The 22,620-nt window shown below is 59.5% G+C and carries 20 protein-coding genes; 7 read left to right on the top strand and 13 right to left on the bottom strand.

Annotated elements, in window-relative coordinates:
• Positions 1–137 precede the first annotated feature (137 nt).
• Positions 138–992, top strand: a complete 855-nt coding sequence (kdsA, locus tag GWQ31_RS02040) for a 3-deoxy-8-phosphooctulonate synthase (protein ID WP_021140059.1) — start codon at positions 138–140, stop codon at positions 990–992.
• Between the two features lie 139 nt (positions 993–1,131).
• Here the strand turns inward: kdsA and grcA are convergent, their stop codons facing one another.
• Complete coding sequence (gene grcA, locus GWQ31_RS02035) at positions 1,132–1,512, bottom strand: autonomous glycyl radical cofactor GrcA (RefSeq protein ID WP_275908514.1); 381 nt, start codon at positions 1,510–1,512, stop codon at positions 1,132–1,134.
• 631 nt (positions 1,513–2,143) lie between these two features.
• On the opposite strand from grcA, the gene ung reads away from it, so the two are divergent.
• Positions 2,144–2,812, top strand: coding sequence for a uracil-DNA glycosylase (gene ung / locus GWQ31_RS02030; protein WP_005316980.1), 669 nt, complete (start codon positions 2,144–2,146; stop codon positions 2,810–2,812).
• Between the two features lie 246 nt (positions 2,813–3,058).
• Positions 3,059–3,607, top strand: a complete 549-nt coding sequence (locus GWQ31_RS02025) for a hemerythrin domain-containing protein (RefSeq protein WP_021140060.1) — start codon at positions 3,059–3,061, stop codon at positions 3,605–3,607.
• Between the two features lie 48 nt (positions 3,608–3,655).
• On the opposite strand, the gene GWQ31_RS02020 is transcribed toward GWQ31_RS02025, so the two are convergent.
• Together GWQ31_RS02020 and tal are read right to left on the bottom strand one after the other, a co-directional pair.
• Complete coding sequence (locus tag GWQ31_RS02020) at positions 3,656–3,838, bottom strand: DUF3545 family protein (protein WP_005316976.1); 183 nt, start codon at positions 3,836–3,838, stop codon at positions 3,656–3,658.
• Between the two features lie 159 nt (positions 3,839–3,997).
• Positions 3,998–4,948 (bottom strand): transaldolase, encoded by a 951-nt coding sequence (gene tal / locus GWQ31_RS02015; protein ID WP_159166915.1) that lies wholly within the window; start codon positions 4,946–4,948, stop codon positions 3,998–4,000.
• Positions 4,949–5,690: 742 nt separating this feature from the next.
• Here tal and GWQ31_RS02010 point away from each other — a divergent pair.
• Positions 5,691–7,133, top strand: coding sequence for a sodium:alanine symporter family protein (locus GWQ31_RS02010; RefSeq protein WP_021140062.1), 1,443 nt, complete (start codon positions 5,691–5,693; stop codon positions 7,131–7,133).
• A gap of 101 nt (positions 7,134–7,234) precedes the next feature.
• Here the strand turns inward: GWQ31_RS02010 and GWQ31_RS02005 are convergent, their stop codons facing one another.
• Genes GWQ31_RS02005 through GWQ31_RS01995 form a run of 3 tightly spaced genes read right to left on the bottom strand, consistent with a single transcriptional unit; the run spans position 7,235 to position 11,119 of the window.
• On the bottom strand, positions 7,235–9,208 hold the full coding sequence (locus GWQ31_RS02005; RefSeq protein ID WP_275908513.1) for a DUF3488 and transglutaminase-like domain-containing protein: 1,974 nt from the start codon (positions 9,206–9,208) through the stop codon (positions 7,235–7,237).
• A complete protein-coding gene (locus tag GWQ31_RS02000) occupies positions 9,195–10,199 on the bottom strand; it encodes a DUF58 domain-containing protein (RefSeq protein WP_275908512.1) in 1,005 nt (334 codons plus the stop codon). Before GWQ31_RS02000 ends, GWQ31_RS02005 begins: the two co-directional genes overlap by 14 nt.
• A complete protein-coding gene (locus GWQ31_RS01995; protein ID WP_275908511.1) occupies positions 10,199–11,119 on the bottom strand; it encodes an AAA family ATPase in 921 nt (306 codons plus the stop codon). The genes GWQ31_RS02000 and GWQ31_RS01995 overlap by 1 nt, the downstream gene beginning before the upstream one ends.
• A gap of 224 nt (positions 11,120–11,343) precedes the next feature.
• Here GWQ31_RS01995 and ampC point away from each other — a divergent pair, with 224 nt between their 5' ends.
• Positions 11,344–12,495: an FOX/MOX family class C beta-lactamase gene (ampC, locus tag GWQ31_RS01990; protein WP_275908510.1), complete on the top strand. Its 1,152-nt coding sequence runs from the start codon at positions 11,344–11,346 to the stop codon at positions 12,493–12,495.
• A 257-nt stretch (positions 12,496–12,752) separates the two neighbouring features.
• On the opposite strand, the gene ruvX is transcribed toward ampC, so the two are convergent.
• Both ruvX and GWQ31_RS01980 read right to left on the bottom strand, forming a co-directional pair.
• The gene (gene ruvX / locus GWQ31_RS01985; protein WP_005316956.1) at positions 12,753–13,175 is read right to left on the bottom strand and encodes a Holliday junction resolvase RuvX; all 423 of its coding nucleotides are present in this window, start codon (positions 13,173–13,175) and stop codon (positions 12,753–12,755) included.
• Between the two features lie 46 nt (positions 13,176–13,221).
• A complete protein-coding gene (locus GWQ31_RS01980) occupies positions 13,222–13,776 on the bottom strand; it encodes a YqgE/AlgH family protein (protein ID WP_005316953.1) in 555 nt (184 codons plus the stop codon).
• Positions 13,777–13,893: 117 nt separating this feature from the next.
• Here GWQ31_RS01980 and GWQ31_RS01975 point away from each other — a divergent pair, with 117 nt between their 5' ends.
• A complete protein-coding gene (locus GWQ31_RS01975) occupies positions 13,894–15,519 on the top strand; it encodes a methyl-accepting chemotaxis protein (protein ID WP_275908509.1) in 1,626 nt (541 codons plus the stop codon).
• 79 nt (positions 15,520–15,598) lie between these two features.
• On the opposite strand, the gene gshB is transcribed toward GWQ31_RS01975, so the two are convergent.
• The 5 genes from gshB to metK all read right to left on the bottom strand — a co-directional run bounded on the left by gshB (position 15,599) and on the right by metK (position 19,982).
• Positions 15,599–16,552, bottom strand: coding sequence for a glutathione synthase (gshB, locus tag GWQ31_RS01970; protein WP_021140068.1), 954 nt, complete (start codon positions 16,550–16,552; stop codon positions 15,599–15,601).
• A 51-nt stretch (positions 16,553–16,603) separates the two neighbouring features.
• On the bottom strand, positions 16,604–17,335 hold the full coding sequence (gene rsmE / locus GWQ31_RS01965) for a 16S rRNA (uracil(1498)-N(3))-methyltransferase (RefSeq protein ID WP_271774420.1): 732 nt from the start codon (positions 17,333–17,335) through the stop codon (positions 16,604–16,606).
• Positions 17,336–17,465: 130 nt separating this feature from the next.
• Entirely contained in the window at positions 17,466–18,155 is a 690-nt protein-coding gene (locus tag GWQ31_RS01960) for an endonuclease (RefSeq protein WP_271774421.1), read from the bottom strand.
• 73 nt (positions 18,156–18,228) lie between these two features.
• On the bottom strand, positions 18,229–18,762 hold the full coding sequence (locus tag GWQ31_RS01955) for a SprT family zinc-dependent metalloprotease (RefSeq protein ID WP_265461478.1): 534 nt from the start codon (positions 18,760–18,762) through the stop codon (positions 18,229–18,231).
• A 68-nt stretch (positions 18,763–18,830) separates the two neighbouring features.
• Positions 18,831–19,982 carry a methionine adenosyltransferase gene (metK, locus tag GWQ31_RS01950; RefSeq protein WP_075114976.1) on the bottom strand — a complete coding sequence of 384 codons (1,152 nt, stop codon included), beginning with the start codon at positions 19,980–19,982 and terminating at the stop codon, positions 18,831–18,833.
• Positions 19,983–20,324: 342 nt separating this feature from the next.
• On the opposite strand from metK, the gene tkt reads away from it, so the two are divergent.
• Positions 20,325–22,316, top strand: a complete 1,992-nt coding sequence (gene tkt, locus GWQ31_RS01945) for a transketolase (RefSeq protein ID WP_096118073.1) — start codon at positions 20,325–20,327, stop codon at positions 22,314–22,316.
• The last annotated feature ends 304 nt before the right edge of the window (positions 22,317–22,620 follow it).

Here is a 22,620-nt window from a genome sequence, read left to right as displayed (position 1 = left end):
TGGATGCAGCCCCCAGCCTCTTCACTTTGAGTGATGCCTGGGAACTGAAACAGAAGAATATCAAGGCCGGTGTGCCCAGAGCGCAACGGACCGACTTGGATGCAAGCCCCAGCCTCTTCACTTTAAGGATGCCTGAGATGGAACAGAAGAATATCAAGATCAATGACATCGATGTAGCCAACGACAAACCGTTCGTGCTGTTCGGTGGCATGAACGTGCTGGAATCCCGCGACATGGCGATGGCGGTGTGTGAGAAGTACGTGGAAGTGACCAGCAAGCTTGGCATCCCCTTTGTGTTCAAGGCGAGCTGGGACAAGGCCAATCGCTCCTCCATTCACTCCTACCGGGGGCCTGGCCTGGAAGAGGGGATGAAGATCTTCCAGGAGCTCAAGGCGACCTTCGGCATGCCGGTCATCTCGGATCTGCATGAAGTGCATCAGGCCAAGCCGGTTGCCGAAGTGGTTGACGTCATTCAGCTGCCCGCCTTCCTGGCGCGCCAGACCGATCTGGTGGAGGCCATGGCCCGCACCGGCAACGTCATCAACATCAAGAAGCCGCAGTTCCTGAGCCCGAGCCAGATGAAGAACATCACCGACAAGTTCGAGGAGTGCGGCAACGACCGCCTGATCCTGTGCGAGCGTGGCGCCAACTTTGGCTATGACAACCTGGTGGTGGACATGCTGGGTCTGGGCGTGATGAAGAAGAGCACGGGCGGCTATCCGGTGATCTTCGACGTGACCCACTCATTGCAGTGCCGTGATCCGCTGGGGGCCGCTTCGGGTGGTCGTCGGGATCAGGTGACCGAGCTGGCCCGTGCCGGCATGGCGGTTGGTCTGGCCGGTCTGTTTATCGAATCCCATCCGGACCCGAAAGTGGCCCGTTGTGATGGCCCGAGTGCCCTGCCGCTGGACAAGCTGGAAGGCTTCCTCAAGCAGATGAAGGCGATCGACGATCTCATCAAGGGCTTCGAGCCACTCGATACCTCCGCCTGATAGCGGCACCCGCCAGTCAGAAAATATGGAAAAGGCCTCGCGATGCGAGGCCTTTTTGTTACTGGCAACAGGTGATGGCGTACCAACAAGAACGGCCCGAGTGGGCCGTTTGTCAGTGTGCAGATTCACGCAGAGGGAATTACAGGCTCTGGGTAAAGGTGCGGGTCACAACGTCACGCTGCTGTTCCGGGGTCAGTGCATTGAAGCGCACGGCATAGCCGGAAACACGGATGGTCAGCTGCGGATATTTTTCCGGATTGGCGATGGCGTCTTCCAGGGTTTCACGGCGCAGTACGTTGACGTTCAGGTGCTGACCACCTTCTACGGCAGGTTCAGCTTGAACCGGCAGTTCACGGTATTCGAACTGACCCAGATCAGAGAGTTTGAATTCCTGATCGGCGGCGAAGGTGTCGCCCTTGGCGCAGATGCAACGCGCTTGTTGCTTCTCTTCGTCCAGCAGCCAGAAAGAGTTCAGCAAAGCTGTGTTGGCGGACTGGGTGATTTGGATGCCCTTGATCATGGTATGACTCCTCATAGGAAAGCGGATTCAACTGTAAGGAAATTACCCTGATGTATTTAAACCACCTGGATGACTTAAAGGGCCCTTGCCTTACACCTTTACTTCGTTGGGTCATATATACCACGATGGTAATATTACGAAAATTGATCTGAATCAAGAAATGTGTGTTTTGCGCAGGGGTTAAGGGATTAATTCATTGAGATTAATCAAAAATAGATCATTTTTCTGATTATGTAAGATATCCAAATTATGCATCTTTTATTAATTTAATCTAGTAATTTAACTACATCTTATTGGGTGTTCCCCTGTGATTAAGGCGCTCGGCTCTCTCTTGAAGGGATAGATTTTTGGTTCATCGGCAGTATGGGTCAGGGAGCCATGACGCTGGAAATGGGGCCTGTAGCCATTGATCTTCTCTTCTATATAGAAGGGCTGTACAGCCCGCTGGGAGGAAGCGTGACCGAGTGTGGCCGCTGGCCTGCGATACCGGGGCCGGGAGATGCCCCCTGCTGCGTGTTATCACTCAAGGATGCTGCCTTGCTTGGTGGGCTCAGACGATGGCGCTACGGTTGCGTCTTGCTGTCTGGCCCCCTATCCTGAGCCCCTTGCCGTATTAATTGAGGATATTGGGGTGCGGACCTGGACAGATGTGATTGGATCAGAAAAAGAGCAGGACTATTTCAAGGCGACCCTGGCGACGGTCAGGAGCGAGCGGGAAGCGGGCAAGGTGATCTATCCCCCCGCGACCGAGGTGTTCAACGCCTTCAAGCTGACCGAGCTGGATCAGGTCAAGGTGGTGATCCTGGGTCAAGACCCGTATCACGGCCCAAATCAGGCCCATGGCCTCTGCTTCTCCGTGCTGCCCGGTGTGCGTACGCCTCCCTCTCTGGTCAATATCTACAAAGAGATGCAGCGGGATCTGCCGGACTTTGTCACACCCAACCACGGTTTTCTTGAATCCTGGGCCCAGCAAGGGGTTTTGCTGCTCAATACAGTGCTGACGGTACAGGCGGGCATGGCCCACTCCCACGCCCATCTGGGTTGGGAGACCTTCACGGACAGGGTTATCGAGCAGATCAATGCCAGCTGTCAGGGAGTGGTCTTTTTGCTGTGGGGGGCCCATGCCCAGAAGAAGGGACGCTTCATTGACCGGAGCCGACACCATGTGCTGAGTGCGCCTCACCCCAGTCCGCTCTCGGCTCATCGTGGTTTTATCGGTTGCGGCCACTTCTCCGAGACCAATCGTCTGCTGTCCCAACAGGGGATGAGCCCCATCAACTGGCATTCGGTCTGCGGGTAACGGCCATAAGTGTCGCGGGCAAGCCTGCTCTGGTCATGTCATGAACGGATATTGGTGAGGGCGGCTTGCTGTCTGCATATGGGCTGAGGAGCCGAATTGGCGGGTCTTGACGAGCGTAAATGGGAGGTCTGAGGCCTTGCTTGCTTGTTGCCTTCTCTGCTGTTGACTTGATTGAGTGCAAAGTTAGCGCGATAAATGACCGTATACTTCAATAAGTATCTTTCTATCTCAGCGCAAGGAGTGCTTATGTTATCCAGTCTGCACAAGGACCATCTCAATATCGCCAGGTTGCTGGAGCTGCTTAAACACAAGCTCGCCGCCATTCGCAATGAACAGCCAGTCAGCTACTTCCTGATCCGGGACGCGGTGGACTACTTGCGGGAGGTATCTGACAAGTACCACCATCCGAAAGAGGACATGATCTACGACTACTACCTGAAATACCGGGTGGTGGAAGGGGAGGTGGCCAACAGGCTGCAGGAGGAGCACGCCAGATTGTTGGGTGCCGGTGCCGAGCTCAAGGAGATGGTGGAGATGATACTGATGGATTCGGTCATTCCGCTGGATCAGTTCACCGCCAGGCTGGAGCAGTTTGTGGCGCTGCAAGAGGCGCACATGAACTATGAAGAGGCGGTCATCTTCCCTCATCTGCGTGATTCACTGACCGAGGATGACTGGCGTCACCTGGAGCAGCTCTGGCAGAATCGCGCTATCGGGGATCCCCTGTTTGGTGCCGAGATCAGCCAGCACTTTCAGGAGTTGGCCCAACGGCTCTCGCTGCCTCCCTCGTCCTGAGGGCAAGGTACTCAAAAACAAGGCCCCGGTTCAACCGGGGCCTTGTTTTTACAGTTCGATCTCGTCTGAGAGACCTTCATAAGCGATGTCGATGGATTGCAGCTCCTTCTGCAGGCGATGTTTATCTTTCAACGCCTCAATCTCACGCCATTTACGTTTTTTTCCCGTTGTCCCGCGGCTACGCGAACCGAGCTCAACTACATCGTCATAATCGAAGTTGAACATTTCCATGGCTCCCTCCTTGGTTATTCTCGTTTTCATCACCCGTATAACATAACGCCATTGAAAATAAAACGTTTTCGTGACGAACTCATGACAAGGGATCAAGCGCTCATAAAAAAACCGGGCTCCCTCGCGGGAGCCCGGTTTCTGTCTGGTCCTGACGCCTTATCAGAGGCGGCTGGCCAGCATGGTTTCCAGCTTGCCCTGATCGATGGCAAACATGCGGATGCCTTCACCCAGCTTCTCGTGAGCCATGGCGTCCTGGTTCAGCTCCCAGCGGAATTCGGCCTCGGACATCGGAGTCGGTTTTGCCTTGCGCTCGCCGGTGTAGTTCAGCTTGCGCACCACGGCGCCTTCGGTTTTGCTCAGCTCTTCCAGCAGGGCAGGGCCTATGGTCAGACGGTCACAACCGGCCAGCTCCAGGATTTCGCCTGTGTTGCGGAAGCTCGCGCCCATGACCACTGTCGGGTAGTCGTGCTGCTTGTAGTAGTCATAGATGGCGGTGACGGAGACCACACCCGGATCTTCGCTAGCGGTGTAGTCACGGTTGTGCTTGGCCTTGTACCAGTCGAGGATGCGACCCACGAACGGGGAGATCAGGAAAGCACCGGCTTCGGCGCAGGCGCGGGCCTGAGCGAAGGAGAACAGCAGGGTCAGGTTGCACTGGATCCCCTCTTTCTCCAGTACCTCGGCGGCACGAATGCCTTCCCAGGTGGAGGCCAGCTTGATCAGGATGCGATCGTTGGCGATGCCCGCTTCGTTATAGAGACGGATCAGCTTGCGGGCCTTGGCGATGCTGGCTTCGGTGTCGAAGGAGAGACGGGCATCCACCTCGGTGGAGATGCGACCCGGAACGATTTTCAGCACTTCCAGACCTATGTTGACCGCCAGCTTGTCGCCCGCGTCGATGATTTGCTGTGCCTTGTCCTGGCTCTGGGATTTGGCCCAGCTGATGGCGTCTTCGATCAGTGCCGCATATTCGGGGATCTCGGATGCCTTCAACACCAGGGACGGGTTGGTGGTGGCATCGATGGGCTGGTAGCGCTTGATGGCTTCGATATCACCGGTATCGGCGACAACTGTGGTCAGGGCTTTCAGCTGGGTTAATTTATCGGCCATGGCAAATATCATCTCTTTATGAGGGCGCATTCTCTTGGTGAGGGCGCAGGCTCTGGGGTGGCGGGCGTGAGACGACAGTTCTGAAATAAAATTACAAAATCACGGCGACTCAGGCTCAGAAAAGCACGATGGGGGAGGCCCATCGCCACTGCCTGCCTAATTAATACGGATGTGGCTCATCCTGCAATAGGGTGGCTTGTATGCTTATCATCCAATGGTCGCCGGCGGTGGGAAGTTGTGGGTGAAAGTAGTTGATTAAAAACGACTTTTATCCATTTTTCGTGAGCGGTTTTATCCTCTGATAAAAACAACTTTTTTGGTTGATTATCGGTTTTGTGTAGTCGATCACATAAATTGTGTGGTTAGCTACTTGAAATTTTATTACGTGTAAAACGTTTGGCGAAGTCGCCCCATTTTGAAAGCCATTTCAGGTAAACGCTTGCGCAATAGTTTGCCTCCTGGCGAGCGCGGCTACCTCTATGTGGATAATTGCCAAAATATGCTCTTTTGGGTCTAATTTGTCGCCTGATAAATTTGACTCTCAGTTTTGTTGAAACTTTGCGTGTTAAATGAAGCTTTATTGCGTTGAAACGCTCGTTTTTTGTTTCTGTAGTGATCGGGATCACTATTCTGAACTCCCTCGCTATGCTAGATTCCGCCCCTTTAGTGAAACGCTAATTCAGAAATAGACAGAAAGGGGTCAGCGCAGACTGGCCATGGATGTGATAACAACGAGAGAAATATGGACACCTTGATCGCAATGCTAAACGACCTGATGTGGGGAGCTGTGCTCATCTACCTGCTGATAGGGGTCGGCATCTTCTTTACCTTCCGCCTGGGTTTTATTCAGGTTCGCCACTTCGGCCACATGTTCTCCGTCTTGCGCAATAGCCGCAAATCAGACAAGGCCGGCATCTCCTCCTTCCAGGCACTCTGTACCAGCCTTGCCGCTCGTGTGGGCACCGGCAACCTGGCCGGTGTGGCCGTTGCCATCTATCTGGGTGGCCCGGGCGCCATTTTCTGGATGTGGCTGATCGCCTTCATTGGCATGGCGACGGCGTTCGTAGAGAGCACCCTGGCCCAGCTGTACAAGGTGAAGGATGAAGATGGCAACTATCGTGGTGGCCCTGCTTACTACATGGAGCGCGGTCTCGGCATGCGCTGGATGGGGGTGCTGTTTTCCCTCTGTCTGATCCTGGCGTTCGGTCTGGTGTTCAATGCGGTGCAGGCCAACTCCATCAGTCTGGCGATGAAGGTAGCGTTCGGCATTCCTGACTGGGTCAGCGGTTTGACGCTGGTGGTGCTCTCCGGCCTCATCATTTTTGGCGGCATTCGAGGCATAGCCCGCTTCGCCGAACTGGTGGTGCCCTTCATGGCACTGGCCTACATACTGCTGGCATTGTTCATAGTGGCAATGAATATCAGCGAATTGCCCGGTGTGTTCTCCCTGATCATCAAGTCTGCTCTGGGTATCGAGCAGGTGGGTTCCGGTGCCATGGGTTATGCCATCTCCCAGGCGATGATCAACGGCATCAAGCGTGGTCTCTTCTCCAACGAAGCCGGTATGGGCTCAGCCCCGAACGCCGCCGCGACTGCGACGCCCTATCCGCCGCACCCGGCCTCGCAAGGGTATGTACAGATGCTGGGGGTCTTCATGGACACCATCGTCATCTGTACCTGTACTGCCGCCATCATACTGATGTCAGGTCAGTTCGAACCCGGCTCGGGTATAACCGGTGTCGAGCTGACCCAGCGTGCGCTCTCCTCCCAGATTGGCAGTAGCGGCAACATCTTTATCGCGGCAGCCATCTTCTTCTTCGCCTTTACCTCCATAGTGGCGAACTACTCCTACGCCGAGACCAATCTGGTGTTCCTGGAGCACAACCACAAGGGCGGCCTGATGCTGTTCCGGATGTTCGTGCTGGGGATGGTGATGTTCGGTTCAGTGGGTGAACTGCCGACCGTATGGGCCATGGCGGATGTTTCCATGGGATTGATGGCCATCGTCAACCTGGTGGCTATCCTGCTGCTCTCCGGCGTGGCCATCAAGCTGGCCAAGGATTACAACGATCAGCTCAAGCTGGGCAAACTGCCCACCTTCGATGCCAACAAGTACCCCGAGATCCGCAGCCAGCTGGAAGAAGGGATCTGGGACAACCCGGCCCAGCACGGCAAGCAGCTTTAAACCCTGCGTTGGTCAACATGGGATGATGAAGAAGGGGAGCCATTGGCTCCCCTTCTGTTTTGATGGATCCTTGTCGATATTCCATGCTGACTGGATTGTCACTACCGGCGCTTGTCCCATCGCTGGCAGGTTTGGCGCAGCCGTCGTTGCAGTTGTCGCAAGGTTTGTTGCTGCCGCTGTTCGGAAAGAGGGGCATAGCGCCAGCGCCGATAGAGCCAGGCGCAGCGCTGCAGTGGCCGCGCCAGCTCGGGGTCAAGGGTGATGAGCCGCTCGCACCAGCTGGCCAGACTCTCCCCTGCGTGGGGTTGCCACCCCTGGCGGGCAGCCCGTCTGAGCAGGGGTTGCCATACCCTCAGGTGTGGTAGAGCCCGTCTCGGCCACAGCAGCAGGGTGCCTATCAGGGTGGCGACTCCCAGCAAGCAGGTCAGGATCAACCAGGGGGTATGACTGGCAAGGGCCGGCCAGCGCAACCCCACCTGTTGCCACAGCCGGGCCGCATCGTAGTTGAGCACCCGCCGCGTCCATTGATAGTCGAGGTCGGCTCCCCACCAGCGCAGCTGGTTGAGCAGGGCCCACTGGCGATAGCGCTGCAGGGAGAGGGGATCGGCGGCGGTGAACTCTTCGCTCAAGGCTGCCGTCATGCCGCCCTCGACCCGCTGCGGTGCCACCGCCGCCGTGGGGTCCAGTCGCTGCCAGTTGCCACTGTCATCCAAGTACTCCACCCAGGCATGGGCATCGAACTGATGCACCTCCAGATACTGGCCCTGGGGATTCCATTCCCCGCCGAGATAACCGGTCACTAGCCGCGCCGGGATCCCGGCTGCTCGCAGCACGAAGGCAGTTGCCATGGCGTAGTGACCACAAAAACCACGCCGGCTGTTGAACAGGAAGTCATCCACCCCGTCAGGCCCCAGCAGGGGGGGCTGCAGTGTGTAGTAGAAGGGCTCGCGCCGAAAGCCGTCGAGCAGGGCAGCGACGAGCTCTGCTCGCACGGGATGGCGGGCATTCAACGCCCGGGCATGGGCGCGGGCCCTGGGGTTGCCGGCGGCGGGCAGTTGCAGGTTGCGCCGCAGGGTGGCGGTGTCGGCGGGCAGCACCGTCGGTGCTGTGGTGACCCGGTAGCTGATCCTTTGATCCCCCCGATCGCGGCGATACAGGGTAGCCAGCGGGCTGACCAGCACAGGGCCGAGCAAGACGTTGGGCTGGGAGAGCGCCAGCGTCCAGCGGTGGCGCTGGGGTTCGGCGATCACCTCGTAACTGGCGGGGGGCAGGGGACCTGCGCCGGTTTGCACTTGTATTGTTTGCATGGGTTGGGATTGCTGCCATTGCCGAGTCTCGGCACTCAGCAGCCAGCGGCGGCCATCGAACTGTTCCTGGCGCATTACCGGAAAATAGCGCTCGCTGGCGGGGGGCGGGCCATCGGCAAAGGTGACGCGAAAGGCCAGCTCGGAGGAGTTGACCAGCTCGCTGATGCCGCCGGGGGCCACCTCTTCAGAGAGCCCCGACAGGGCGCGGCTGGTGGTCGGCATCTGCCAGAGCGGCGGCAGCCTTGGGAGCACCAGAAACAGGGTCAGCAGCAGGGGAAGGGCCAGCAGCAGCGAGCCCCCCGCGCTGAGCCACGGCTGTTTCTGTTCGGGAGCCACGGCGGTCACCAGCGCCGTCACCGCCAGCCAGAGGGCGCCCGCCATCGCCAGGGTCCAGCCCATGCTCTGGCGCTGCACCAGCGCTAGTGCGATGAGAAAGAAGGCGAGCAGCAGTACCTGCTCTATATCCCGCTCCCGCCGCACCTCTATGATCTTCAGGCTGTAGCCGAGCCAGAGCAGGTTGATGAGGGCCGGCAAGGTGCCCAGTGCCCGCCACTGCCAGGTCAGCAGCAGGGCCCCGGCGATGGCCAGCAGCGCCAGTGCGCGAGCGGGCGGCGTGCGCCAGCCCCGCCACAGCATCATGGCCCGCATGCTCAGGGTGAGGGCGCCGATGGCGACGATCCAGAGCTGCAGCTGGGGCCAGAGTGCCAGCACCAGCAGCAGTTGCTGCAAGGCGATGAGGGGTAGCAGGCGCCGGTTATCGAGCAGCATACGGACTGGCCTCGTCTGCCTGTGCCAGCGGGTGGTCTACTCTGGCCATTGCCAGCAGGCAGCGCTGGAGAAAGGTGGGACCAGAGTCAGGACCGAGCGTCTGCCCCGCCAAGGTCAGGGTGAAGGGAATGCCCCGCCTGCCGTAATCGGTACACCACCAGGCTAGCACCGCCAGCCGCTGCTCCAGGTCCGTGCCCGTTACCCGCGCCAGGCTGAGGTGAGTATCATCCTGCCTAGGCTCGTGGAACTGCTTGACCAGTAGGCCGCGCCCCTGGGCGAGCTGCTTCCAGGCGATCCGGCCGAAAGGCTCCCCGCTCTGGTATGCCCGCAGCATGTCAAAGTCGCCGAGGGGGGCCGGGCCTTGCTGGCCCTGCGCGCCGTGCTGAGCTGACATATCCTCGCTTCGCAGCAGCCCATGCAGGGGCTTGGGGGAGAGCCAGGCCTCCAGCTGCAGATCCAGCAGCGACCAGCAGCGAAACAGACCGAGTGGGTAGCGGCTCTCTACCCGAAGACGGCCCAGTGGCATACGGCCCCGTCGCAGGCCCGGCACTGCCAGGGTCAGGCACTGGGGAGCCGAGCCGGCCTGCGCCAGCCAGAGCGACCCCTCGTTGAGACTGAAGTGCAGCGCCTGCACCGGGCGCGGGCTCTGTACCGTCACCCGCATGGGCAGCTGGCTGCCCGCCTCCCCCAGCACGGTCGAACCTCCCAGCAGTTCCAGCCCCAGCAGGTTGCGATGGGTAAGCCACATGGCGGCCATGAAGAGGCTGCCGAGGCAATAAGATACCAGCAGCACCAGGTTGTTCTGGTAGTTGGTACCGAGCAGATAGATGGCGATCATCACCAGCAGATAGAGCAGCCCCATGCGAGTAGGCAGGATAAACAGGCTGCGCGGCCCCAGGATCATCTGGCGGGCCGGGGGGATGCGGTGGGTCAGCCAGCGCTGCTGCCACTGCTCCCTGAACCGGCGCCAGCCCAGCAGGGGGCGCCTCATCAAGGATTGTCCGGATCGACCCTGGCCAGCAGGCGCTGACTCAGGGGGCAGGCCTCGCCGCGCTGCACGCCGAAGCTGCCCCTGAGCCTGTGCTCTGCCACATAGGGGAAGACGGCCTGCACATCTTCCACAGTGACGAAACGGCGCCCCGCCACCAGCGCCCAGGCCCGGCTCACCGCCAGCAGGGTCTGGGCCGCTCTGGGGGAGAGGGGCTGGGGCAGCTCGGCATCGAAACGGCTCTGCTGCACCAGTGCCAGCAGGTAGTCGAGGGCGGCATCGGAGACATGGATGGCATCCCCTTCGGCCTGCAGGGTGGCCAGCCCGGCAGCATCCAGTTGCCGGGTCAGGGGGCTGGTCTGGTTACCGCTTCGCAGCAGCTGGCGTTCGGCCTCCCGTGGTGGAAAGCCGAGCGACAGGCGCACGGCGAAGCGGTCTAGCTGGGACTCGGGCAAGGGATAGGTGCCCGCCTGATCCGCCGGATTCTGGGTAGCGATGACGAAGAAGGGGGAGGGGAGCGGGTGAGTGTGGCCCTCTATGCTCACCTTGCCCTCGGCCATGGCCTCCAACAGGGCGCTCTGCACCTTGGGGCTGGCGCGGTTGATCTCGTCCGCCAGCAGCACCTGGGTAAAAACGGGGCCGGGGTGAAAGCGAAATTGCTGCTGGTGGGGGTCAAAGATCTGCAACCCCAGCAGGTCGGCCGGCAGCAGATCGGCGGTAAACTGCACTCGCCTGCAGTCGAGCCCCAGCACCTGCGCCAGCCCGTGGGCCAGGGTGGTCTTGCCCATGCCGGGCAGATCCTCGATCAGCAGGTGACCACGGGCCAGCAGGGTTACCAGGGCTATCTTGAGTTGCAGCGGCTTGCCCAAAATCACCTGCTCCAGTGCCGCCAGCAGTCGTGCTATGTGCTCTTGTCCCTTCACCCGTGCCTCCCTTGTCTCCTTTCGCCCCTACAGCTTATACGTCAGCGGCGGGAGAAGGCGGGCAACGCAGGGATAAACCCTTGAGACGGGCCATGTTTTGGGGCGACTTCACACAGACTTCACCCAGGCGCACAGTGGACACATGCTGGCCGGTTATGCTGACCTCACACCTTGACCGCGCCTGCCACCATGCCGGCGCCCTTATCCATCACGAGACTCATCCAATGAAACAAAACACTGCCGTGTCACTGCTTGCACTGAGTACCCTGCTGCTCTCTCCCTTATCCCATGCAAAAGAAGCCGAGCTCCTGACGGCCGTGGTGGATGGCGCCATCCAGCCTTTGCTCAAGGAGCACAGGGTTCCGGGCATGGCGGTCGCCGTGCTCAAAGAAGGCAAGGCGCACTACTTCAACTACGGGGTGGCGGATCGGGAGAGCGGAGCTCGCGTCAGCGAGCAGACCCTGTTCGAGATTGGTTCGGTCAGCAAGACTCTTACGGCAATGATTGGCGCCTATGCCGCGGTCAAGGGTGGTTTTCAGCTGGAGGACAAGGCGAGCCAGCATGCGCCCTGGCTGAAAGGCTCCGCCTTCGACGGTATCACCATGGCCGAACTCGCCACCTACAGTGCGGGCGGTCTGCCGTTGCAATTCCCCGACGAGGTGGATTCCACCGACAAGATGCGTGCCTACTATCGCCAGTGGATGCCAGCCTACCCGGCGGGTACCCATCGCCAGTATTCCAACCCCAGCATAGGTCTGTTTGGTCACCTGGCCACGAATAGTCTGGGCCAGCCATTTGAGCAATTGATGAGCCAGACTCTGCTGCCCAAGCTGGGCTTGCATCACACCTATATCCAGGTGCCGGAGTCGGCCATGGCGAATTATGCCTACGGTTACTCGAAGGAAGACAAGCCCGTCAGGGTCAATCCGGGCGTGCTGGCGGCCGAGGCCTATGGCATCAAGACCGGCTCTGCGGATCTGCTGAAGTTTGTCGAGGCGAACATGGGGTATCAGGGTGATGCCGCGGTAAAAAGCGCGATCGCGCTGACCCACACAGGTTTCTACTCTGTGGGGGAAATGACCCAGGGACTGGGCTGGGAGAGTTACGCCTATCCGGTGACCGAGCAGACATTGCTGGCGGGCAACTCACCGGCGGTGAGCTTCCAGGCCAATCCGGTCACGCGCTTTGCGGTGCCCAAAGCGATGGGCGAGCAGCGGCTCTATAACAAGACGGGCTCGACCGGCGGCTTTGGCGCCTACGTGGCGTTCGTGCCCGCCAGGGGAATAGGCATCGTCATGCTGGCCAACCGAAACTATCCCATCGAGGCCAGGGTCAAGGCGGCTCACGCCATTCTGGAGGCGCTGGCGGCAGAATGATACCGGGCTGCTCGTTCGTCAATCTGGCGGGTTAGAGCAGTTCGCCGAGCATCAGAATGGAAAACAGGCTTCCGGCAAGAATGAGCCAGCCTTCAAACTTCTCTCTGTTCATGATGACCCCCATGGGTGGAATCCGAGCAAGCGTGTCACCACGCTAACGGGCCTACATGACGAAGAGATGACGGCAGTATGACAAGGACGAGAGGGTCAGAGAGAGGCCCTCTCGTGAGGGGGATAACAGGGGGCAGGGATTTGCTTTAGCCGTACTGCTCTTCCATCCAGGCTTCCAGAATGAGCTGTGCTGAGACACCGTCCACGCTGCCTTTATCGAGCGCCTTGTAGCCACCCCGTTCAAACAGGCGGGCGCGGGCATCCGTGGTGGTGAGCCGCTCGTCCTTGAACTCCACCTGCTTGCCGAAGCGGCCGTGCAGGCGATTGCCGAATTTGCGAGCCCGCACAGTGATCTCCTGCTCTGTGCCATCCATGTTCAGCGGCAATCCCACCACCAGCAGGTCTGGCTGCCACTCCTTTAGCAGTTTTTCGATGTCGTCCCAGTTGGGCACACCGTCGTTGGCCTTGATGGCGCGCAGGGGCTGGGCCGTGCCGGTGAGCTCCTGGCCGATGGCGACCCCTATGCTCTTGGTGCCGTAGTCGAAACCCATAATACTGCGTGATGACATTGAATGCTTTCCTCAAAACGCATCGCAAAATGCGTGGCAAACGGCATCAGCTATGGCCGATGTCGCTGGATAGATGAATGGGATTGACCCCTATGCTGGCTGCCGCTTGCTGCCAGCGTTGATGAATGGGGGTCTTGAAGACCAGATCCGGGTTGGGCGGTATCACCAGCCAGGCCCCGTCCACCAGTTCCTGTTCCAGTTGACCCGCACTCCAGCCGGCGTAGCCGAGCGCCACCAACCAGTGATCCGGTGCCTGTTCGGTGCCCAGGGTTTCCAGTATGTCCTTGGAGGTGGTGACCATGAGTTCGTCCCCCACCTGCAGGGTGGAGTTGAACCCGGGACGGAAGCTGTGCAGCACGAAGCCGCGATCGGCATGCACAGGCCCCCCTTGCAGCACCGGCTGTTTGAGTTCCGGGCTGGGCGGTGGTGCGAGTTTGAGCTGGGTCAGCATGGCATCCAGTGACATGTCCACCGGGATATTGACCACCAACCCCATGGCACCCTCTTCATTGTGCTCGCACAGATAGACCAGCGAACGTTCGAAATAGGGATCGGAGAGGCTCGGCATGGCGAGCAGAAAATGATTTTGCAGTGTTTGCATATGGGCCAAATATTGCAAAGGTATTTGAAGCAATTATGGCAGCTCGCCTCGTTGGGCAAAACCGCTTTTTACCAGCAGGGTCTAGGCTATCAGTATATTTCGAGTGGAGAGAAAGCCATGGAAGGTATTTCGATCAGACAGAAGTTGATCCTGGGTTGCGTTGTGCCCCTGTTGGCACTGTTGGCCTTGCTGGTCGGTGCAACCCAGGCTATGTCCCAGTTGATGGCGGGAATGAACGCCATGTATCAGGGAGAGGTGGTACAGCTCAAGGAGCTCAAGCAGATTGCCGATCTCTACGCGGTCAAGGTGATCGATGCGGCCAACAAGGCCAATGTGGGGGGCATAGCACCGTCCAAAGCCAGGGCTGACATGCAGCAGGCGCAGCGGGAGATAGCGCAGATCTGGCAGCAATACCGGAGTCGGGAGATGAGCTCGGCCGAACAGCAGGAGGCCGCCAGTGTGCAGGCCTTGTTTGGTGCCGCCGATCAGCAGATTGCTGCCGTGGTGGCTGTGCTGGATCAGATGCAGGGGGAGGCGCGGGATTTGCTGGCTGCCCGCATCATGCCCCTCTACGGGGTGATAGATCCGGTGAGCGACGGTGTGAGCGCGCTGGTGGAGTTCCAGCTCAAGGAGGCTGAGCAAAATATTGGCGAGCTCAATGATCTCCGGCAGCAACTATTCCAGCTCTTTATCCTGATGTTTGTGGTGGGGGGGGCCTGCATTCTGTTCTTCGGTGTGTGGGCAGGGCGTAGCGTCAGTCAACCTTTGGTCGCCATGGGCGGGATCTTGCGCGGCATGCAGACCGATCTCGACTTGAGCAAGCTGGTACCCGTGCTGCGCAAAGATGAGATGGGCGGGCTGGCTCATTCACTCAACGAGGTGATCTGCCATTTTCGTGAGCTCATCACCCAGATCAACGGCATGGCGGAGCAGCTTGCCACAGCGTCGGCCCATCTGGCCCACATCGGCATGCAGAGCCGGGGGCGCTTCGCAGAGCAACAGGCAGAAACGGATCAGACCGCGACTGCCATGAACCAGATGAGTGCAACAGTGGCTGAGGTGGCGAACAGTTCCAACAGCGCTGCCGATGCGGCGCACCATGCCCACGAGAGTGCCCGTCACGGCCACCATATCGTCGAAGATGCCATCTTGCGCATGTCCGGCCTCTCCGCCCAGATCCAGAACACGGCCGCCATGATCACCCAGCTGGCGGATGACAGCCGCAACATCAGCAGCGTGATGGATGCCATTCGTGGCATTGCCGAGCAGACCAACCTGCTGGCGCTCAATGCGGCCATCGAAGCGGCGCGGGCCGGCGATCAGGGTCGCGGCTTTGCCGTGGTGGCCGATGAGGTGCGCACCCTGGCCCAGCGCACCCAGCGCTCTACCGAAGAGATCGGCAAGACCATCGTCAAGTTGCAGCAGGGGGCCAGCGAGGCGGCCTCCAGCATGGAACTGGGGCTGAGTCAGGTTGAGGAGTCCAATCGGACCGTGCTGGCCTGTGGTCAGGCCCTCGGCGAGATAGTGAGTTCGGTCAATGTGATCAACGAGATGAACACCCATATCGCCACGGCGGCTGAGGAGCAGAGCAAGGTAGCCGAGGAGATCACCCGCAACGTGGTCAACATAGCCCACATAGCGACAGAGTCGACCAAGGCCGCTTCCGAGTTGAACCAGAGTTGTCACGATCTGGAGCAGCTGTCGAGCGATCTCAAGGTGAAGGTAGGGCAGTTCCGCTGTTAAAAGGTGCCGGGATAAATGAGGTAACAGGATGAAAAAGAAGAGGCGGCCCCGGGGCCGCCTCTTCTGTTATTGCCGCGATTCAGGCTTTCGCCAGCCGACGCTCGATGGCATCCATCAGCATGCCGGTGATGGAGACGTCAAAGGCGGCCTCGATCTCGCGGATGCAGGTCGGGCTGGTGACGTTAATCTCGGTCAGCCTATCGCCAATGATGTCGAGGCCGACGAAGATGAGGCCCTTCTCTTTGAGGGTCGGGCCGACGGCGCGGGCGATGGCCCAGTCCGCTTCGCTCAAGGGGCGCGCCTCGCCACGGCCACCGGCCGCCAGGTTGCCACGGGTCTCCCCCTGCGCCGGAATGCGGGCCAGGCAGTAGGGTACGGGTTCACCGTCCACCACCAGCACCCGCTTGTCGCCATCCTTGATGGCGGGCAGATAGGTCTGCGCCATGCAGTACTGGCTGCCATGTTCAGTCAGGGTTTCGATGATGACACCGACGTTGGCGTCATCTTCCTTCATACGGAAGATGGAGGCGCCGCCCATGCCGTCCAAGGGCTTCAAGATCACGTCTTTGTGTTTGGCGTGGAAGGCACGCAGCTTGTCGGCGCGGCGGGTCACCAGCGTGGTCGGGGTGTGTTCGGCAAACCAGGCGGTGTAGAGCTTCTCGTTGGCGTCGCGCAGGCTCTGGGGCTTGTTGACGATGAGGCAGCCCTCATCCTCGGCCCGCTCCAGCATGTAGGTGGCGTAGATAAATTCGGTGTCGAAGGGGGGATCCTTGCGCATCAGGATCACATCCAGGGTGGAGAGGGGCTGATCGATCACCTCGCCCAGGTTGAACCAGTCGGCATAGTCATATTTGACGGTCAGCGGGCGCATGGTGCCAAAGGCGCGACCGGCTTCCATGTAGAGATCCGACATCTCCAGATAGAAGAGCTCATAGCCGCGCTTTTGCGCCTCTTCGAGCATGGCAAAGCTGGAATCTTTCTTGATATTGATGGCCGAAATCGGGTCCATCACTATGCCGAGTTTAATGGTCATCCGAGTTTCCTTCTTGTGGCTCGATTGCGAGTGAGATTCTTAAAACCTGTTTCAGGCCAGATCGCCAAAGCGGCACTGCAGCGCGGTAATGGCGGTCAGGGCGGCGGTTTCGGTGCGCAGCACCCGCGGCCCCAGCAGCATCTCTTTGAAATCTTCCTGCACGGTACGGGCGATCTCGTCGCTCGACAAGCCCCCTTCCGGACCGATCAGCAGGCGCACCCCGTGTTCCGGCACCGGCAGTGTGTTGATGCTGTAGGGGGCGCGCGGGTGCAGGTTGAGCTTGAGCTCTTGGGTCTCTTCCGCCAGCCAGGCATCGAGCTCCATCGGCATGCGAACTTCGGGCACCACATTGCGGCCGCACTGCTCGCAGGCGCTGATCACCACCTTCTGCCACTGCTCGCGTTTCTTCTCCAGCCTGTCGGCGGGCAGCTTGACGCCGCAGCGCTCGGAGAAGAGCGGCGTGATGCAGGTGACACCCAGCTCGACGGATTTCTGGATGGTGAAGTCCATCTTGTCACCCCGGCTGATCACCTGGCCCAGATGGATGGCGAAGGGGGATTCCACCGAGCGCTGCTCGCAGCTGTCGATGGTCACTTCAACCGATTTCTTGCCGACCAGGGTGATGGTGGCGGCATATTGACTGCCGTCGCCATTGAACAGCTCGAGCTGCTGGCCCGGCTGCATGCGCAGTACCCGGCCGATGTGGTTGGCACCGTCTTCCGACAGGGCGAGGGTCTGGCCAACTTGCAGGGTGGCCGCTTCATAGATACGTGGAATGCGCATGGCTGATTGTCAGTCTCTTGCTTGGAAACCCTTCAATATCCTACTGCGAGGCGTTGAGCAAGGCTCACGCGACAGAGGTTGAAGGGGTTCATGATGAGAGGGGGTGCTCCCCCTCCTTAGTCAAATGGGGTTATTGGCACTGCTTTTCAATGAAGGGATTGGTATTGCCCTGCAGCTTGCCGATGCGGCGGTTGCGCTCGCACTCCCAGCTATCTGCCGGGTACTGCCTGTCCCAGGCTTCGAACAGTTTACGTTGTTGTGCGGCGAGGCGCAGCCCGTGTTGCTGGCTCATATAGAGGTAGGCGCGGGCGATCTGGCCTCGTACCAGCCCCTTGGGTGGTTGCACCCGGCGCTCCTTGAAGTCCACCAGCATCTGGCACTGGCCGTACTGATCCGGGGTGCCGTTCCAGTCGGAGAAACGGTAGTTGGCGCGATCGCCATTTACCTCGCCGATGGCGGGGAAGAGGTTGTGCATGTCTCCCTCCATCTTGTTGAACTCCTCGCTCTTGCTGCAGTTTTTGCGTCCACCCTGCTGCCAGCACTGCAGTTGATGGCCAAATTCCCAGGCGGGTACCACGTGTTCCCACTCGATACGGGCGGCTCGTTTGGGCTGCTTGCGCGGTTCATAACCGCAGCTGGCCAGATCCGGGCTCATTTTTTTGCCCTGATGGCGAATGTCGCAGCCGCAGTAGAAGGTGGTGACTGTGGGCTGGGTTTGATAGAGCTTGACCAGATCCTGCTTGGCGGTGCGAAAAGTCTGGGCATGAAGGGGCAGGCTGACCAACAGAGTCAGGGCGACAGAGAGCAGGGGACGAAACATGAAGATCCTTGGCAATGAAACGGTTGGATGAAAAGAGAAGGCACCCTAACACAGGGTTGCGACACGGGCTGGCTTACTGTGCAGGCACAGGCACCTGCCGTTCCCGCTCCAGGGGCTGCTTGCAGCGGCGACAGTGGTAGCGGGCCTCGCCGCGCACCACCTTGTTGTGGCGGCGCACCGACAGCTGATGCTGCTGGCAATGACAGCGATAAGGTACTGTGCGCTGGGCCAGCACCGTCAGATCGAAGCTGTGGGTGGTTCTGGGCTCAAGGCCGAACAGCTCCCGCATCAGCGACTGCCACTGCTGGCCGTGGGGCAATACCCTATGCTTGCCTCGACCCTCACCCCAGAGGGCATAGACCAGCAGATGGGCCACTTCATGGGGCACCACCTCGTCCAGAAACGCCTGCTGGTTGGCCTGATAGAGGGCAGGGTTGAAGCGCAGCTCCCAGGTCTGCAGCCGCGCCGAACCCGCCGCCCGGCCCCGCATATTGCAGTGGATGCGCGGACGGGCAAAGGTGCGACCGAGGCGCGCCTCGGCCTGCACGAAACAGGCGTCGACCCGCTGATGCAGCAGTTGTTCGAGATGAGCTGGGGTGGCAGACATGGGATTTCCGTCGGTCGGCAGACAAGCAAAAGGGGAGCCAGGCTCCCCTTTTATCACAACTGAGTGCCTTACAGGCCAGCGGCAGAACGCAGCAGTTCGGCCTTGTCGGTCTGCTCCCACGGGAACTCGTCGCGACCGAAGTGACCGTAGGCCGCGGTAGCCTGGTAGATCGGGCGCTTCAGATCCAGCATCTCGATCAGGCCATACGGACGCAGCTCGAAGTGCTCGCGCACCAGCTTGACCAGCAGATCTTCGGCGACTTTAGCGGTACCGAAGGTCTCGACGCTGATGGAGGTCGGCTCGGCCACGCCGATGGCGTAGGAGATCTGGATCTCGCAGCGATCTGCCAGACCGGCGGCAACGATGTTTTTGGCAACGTAACGGGCGGCGTAGGCAGCAGAGCGGTCAACCTTGGATGGATCCTTGCCTGAGAAAGCGCCACCACCGTGACGGGCCATGCCGCCGTAGGTGTCGACGATGATCTTGCGACCGGTCAGACCGCAGTCACCCATGGGGCCGCCGATAACGAAACGGCCGGTCGGGTTGATGAAGTATTTGGTGTCCTTGTTGACCCACTCGGCCGGCAGCACCGGCTTGATGATCTCTTCGCGTACCGCTTCAACCAGATCTTTGTGGCTGATGGATTCGGCGTGCTGGGTAGACAGAACCACGGCATCGACACCGATGATCTTGCCTGCGTCGTCGTAGGCAAAGGTCAGCTGGCTCTTGGCATCCGGACGCAGCCACGGCAGGGTGCCGTTCTTGCGCACTTCGGCCTGACGCTTCACCAGCAGGTGAGAGTAGGTGATGGGGGCGGGCATCAGCACGTCGGTTTCGTTGGTGGCGTAGCCGAACATCAGGCCCTGGTCACCGGCGCCCTGCTCCAGCGGATCGCTGCGGTCAACGCCCTGGTTGATGTCAGGGGACTGCTTGCCGATGGCGTTCAGCACGGCGCAGGAGTCAGCGTCGAAGCCCATGTCGGAGTGGGTGTAGCCGATGTCACGTACGGTATCGCGCACTATCTCTTCGATATCGACCCAGGCAGAGGTGGTTACTTCACCCGCTACCATGACCATACCGGTCTTGACCAGGGTCTCACAGGCGACACGAGCCTTGGTATCTTGCTTGAGGATGGCGTCCAGTACCGCATCGGAGATCTGGTCCGCAATCTTGTCGGGATGGCCTTCGGAGACCGACTCGGAAGTAAACAGCTTTGCCATGATGGGATTCTCAGCTTGTCTGGGGTTATCGCCACAGCAATAACCGGGTGATGATAGGATGATTGTAGAGGTATCTACATCTGGACGTCCATTTTAGTTAGCGCCCTTCTCGATTGCCAGCACTATTTTGGTTTTGCCCCGTGCTGGCCGAACAAGATACGTGCTTTACCCCATTTGGGGTGCAAGCCGATGACAACTCAATCGTTTGCCCTGGCAAGAAAAGCGATTGAGCTCCCAAAGCCACTTTATTCGCCCAGATAATATTTGCACCGCACGCCCCCTGCTGGGACAATAACGCGCCTTAATCTTGGCCATCAAATGAAGCAATCGCAGGAGATACAGATGCCTTCTCGTAAAGAGCTTGCCAATGCCATTCGCGCATTGAGTATGGATGCCGTTCAAAAAGCCAACTCCGGTCACCCGGGCGCCCCCATGGGAATGGCGGATATCGCCGAAGTGTTGTGGCGCAGCCACCTCAAGCATAACCCGAACAACCCCAAGTGGGCCGACCGCGACCGTTTCATTCTGTCTAACGGCCACGGCTCCATGCTGCTGTACTCTCTGCTGCATCTCTCCGGTTATGATCTCTCCATCGACGATCTGAAAAACTTCCGCCAGCTGCACTCTCGCACCCCCGGCCACCCCGAGTACGGTTATGCGCCAGGCATCGAAACTACCACAGGCCCGCTGGGTCAGGGCATCACCAATGCCGTGGGCATGGCGATCGCCGAAAAAGCCATGGCCGAGCAGTTCAACCAGCCGGGTCACGACATCGTTGACCACTACACCTACGCCTTCATGGGCGATGGCTGCCTGATGGAAGGCATCTCCCACGAGGCTTGCTCTCTGGCAGGTACCCTGCAACTGGGCAAACTGATCGCATTCTGGGATGACAACGGTATCTCCATCGACGGTCATGTTGAAGGCTGGTTCACCGACGACACTCCCAAGCGTTTCGAAGCCTACGGCTGGCACGTCATCCCGGCCGTTGACGGTCACAGCCCGGAAGCCATCAATGCCGCCATCGAAGCCGCCAAGGCCGAGACCGGCAAGCCGACCCTGATCTGCTGCCGCACCATCATCGGCTACGGTTCACCGAACAAGTCCGGTTCTCACGATTGCCACGGCTCACCGCTGGGCAACGACGAGATCGCTGCCGCTCGTGCCTTCCTGAAGTGGGACCACGCGCCGTTCGTCATTCCGTCCGACATCGCCGCCGAGTGGAACGGTCAGGAGAAGGGCACCAAGCTGGAAGCCGACTGGGCTGCCAAGTTTGCCGCCTATGAAGCCGCGCACCCGGCGCTGGCTGCCGAATTCAAGCGTCGCACCGCAGGCGAGCTGCCGGCCAACTGGGCCGCTGAATCTGCCAAGATCATCGAAACCCTGCAAGCCAACCCGGCCAAGATTGCGACCCGCAAAGCGTCCCAGAACTCTCTGGAAGCGTTCGGCAAGTTGCTGCCTGAGTTCATGGGTGGTTCCGCTGACCTGGCCCCGTCCAACCTGACCATGTGGTCCGGTTCCAAGTCTCTCACCCCCGAGAGCGCGGCAGGCAACTACATCCACTACGGTGTGCGCGAGTTCGCCATGTCCGCCATCATGAACGGCATCGCCCTGCACGGTGGTTTCATCCCCTACGGCGCCACCTTCCTGATGTTCATGGAGTACGCCCGCAACGCCCTGCGTATGGCCGCCCTGATGAAGCAGCGCGCCATCTTCGTTTACACCCACGACTCCATCGGTCTGGGTGAAGATGGCCCGACTCACCAGCCGGTCGAGCAGATCGCCTCCCTGCGTCTGACCCCGAACATGAGCACCTGGCGCCCATGTGACCAGGTTGAATCCGCCATCGCCTGGAAGCACGCCATCGAGCGTACCGACGGTCCGACTTCCCTGATCTTCTCCCGCCAGAACCTGCCCCAGATGGACCGTACCGCCCAGCAATTGGCCGATACCGCCAAGGGTGGTTATGTGCTGAAAGACTGCGCCGGCACCCCGGAGCTTATCCTGATCGCCACAGGTTCCGAAGTGGAGCTGGCCGTGGCCGCCTATGAGCAGCTGACTGCCAAGGGCCGCGCCGTGCGCGTGGTTTCCCTGCCGGCCACCGACGTATTCGACGCCCAGTCTGCCGAGTACAAAGAGTCCGTCCTGCCGTCTTCCGTCACCAAGCGCGTGGCCATCGAAGCGGGCATCGCCGACTACTGGTACAAGTACGTGGGCTTTGGCGGCAAGATCATCGGTATGACCACCTTCGGTGAGTCTGCTCCGGCCGAGCTGCTGTTCAAGGAATTCGGCTTTACCGTGGAAAACGTGGTTGCGACCGCTGAATCCCTGTAATAGCTAAATATTGGGCTGGTTTGGCCCAATAGCTGGAATAACAAAGCGCCCTCCATCGAAAGATGGGGGGTGTTTTTTATAAGAAAATTTTATTCTATGGGAGACATGGTCAACCCTGAGTGAATAATTCAGTTTTACAACCTAGTATGTTGGCGACCTCCAATTTATCGGTATGGCTGCATTTATTTGGTGCCATACGATTCCGTTCATAATATGCTGTGCATCTGAATGGTGATTAATCCGCATTCGTTGCAGTATCGTTTCCAGTGATATAGGGCAGGCGAGTTATTTGTCGTTCGATCAT

The organism is Aeromonas sp. 2MA4, from assembly GCF_029237305.1.
GTDB classification, from domain to species: Bacteria; Pseudomonadota; Gammaproteobacteria; order Enterobacterales; family Aeromonadaceae; genus Aeromonas; species Aeromonas salmonicida.
Note: the sequence above shows the minus strand (reverse complement) of the source record. Positions and strands in the feature narration are given on the sequence as shown.

Coding starts and splice junctions, on each gene's coding strand:
- GWQ31_RS02005 (WP_275908513.1), bottom strand. CDS start 9,208: ATGCTGCTCGATAACCGGCGCCTGCTACCCCTCATCGCCTTGCAGCAA.
- grcA (WP_275908514.1), bottom strand. CDS start 1,512: ATGATCAAGGGCATCCAAATCACCCAGTCCGCCAACACAGCTTTGCTG.
- ruvX (WP_005316956.1), bottom strand. CDS start 13,175: ATGTCATCACGCAGTATTATGGGTTTCGACTACGGCACCAAGAGCATA.
- rsmE (WP_271774420.1), bottom strand. CDS start 17,335: ATGCGCATTCCACGTATCTATGAAGCGGCCACCCTGCAAGTTGGCCAG.
- GWQ31_RS01975 (WP_275908509.1), top strand. CDS start 13,894: ATGGAAGGTATTTCGATCAGACAGAAGTTGATCCTGGGTTGCGTTGTG.
- GWQ31_RS01980 (WP_005316953.1), bottom strand. CDS start 13,776: ATGCAAACACTGCAAAATCATTTTCTGCTCGCCATGCCGAGCCTCTCC.
- tkt (WP_096118073.1), top strand. CDS start 20,325: ATGCCTTCTCGTAAAGAGCTTGCCAATGCCATTCGCGCATTGAGTATG.
- GWQ31_RS02000 (WP_275908512.1), bottom strand. CDS start 10,199: ATGAGGCGCCCCCTGCTGGGCTGGCGCCGGTTCAGGGAGCAGTGGCAG.
- GWQ31_RS01960 (WP_271774421.1), bottom strand. CDS start 18,155: ATGTTTCGTCCCCTGCTCTCTGTCGCCCTGACTCTGTTGGTCAGCCTG.
- GWQ31_RS01955 (WP_265461478.1), bottom strand. CDS start 18,762: ATGTCTGCCACCCCAGCTCATCTCGAACAACTGCTGCATCAGCGGGTC.
- kdsA (WP_021140059.1), top strand. CDS start 138: ATGGAACAGAAGAATATCAAGATCAATGACATCGATGTAGCCAACGAC.
- ampC (WP_275908510.1), top strand. CDS start 11,344: ATGAAACAAAACACTGCCGTGTCACTGCTTGCACTGAGTACCCTGCTG.
- GWQ31_RS02025 (WP_021140060.1), top strand. CDS start 3,059: ATGTTATCCAGTCTGCACAAGGACCATCTCAATATCGCCAGGTTGCTG.
- GWQ31_RS02020 (WP_005316976.1), bottom strand. CDS start 3,838: ATGGAAATGTTCAACTTCGATTATGACGATGTAGTTGAGCTCGGTTCG.
- gshB (WP_021140068.1), bottom strand. CDS start 16,552: ATGACCATTAAACTCGGCATAGTGATGGACCCGATTTCGGCCATCAAT.
- GWQ31_RS02010 (WP_021140062.1), top strand. CDS start 5,691: ATGGACACCTTGATCGCAATGCTAAACGACCTGATGTGGGGAGCTGTG.
- metK (WP_075114976.1), bottom strand. CDS start 19,982: ATGGCAAAGCTGTTTACTTCCGAGTCGGTCTCCGAAGGCCATCCCGAC.
- tal (WP_159166915.1), bottom strand. CDS start 4,948: ATGGCCGATAAATTAACCCAGCTGAAAGCCCTGACCACAGTTGTCGCC.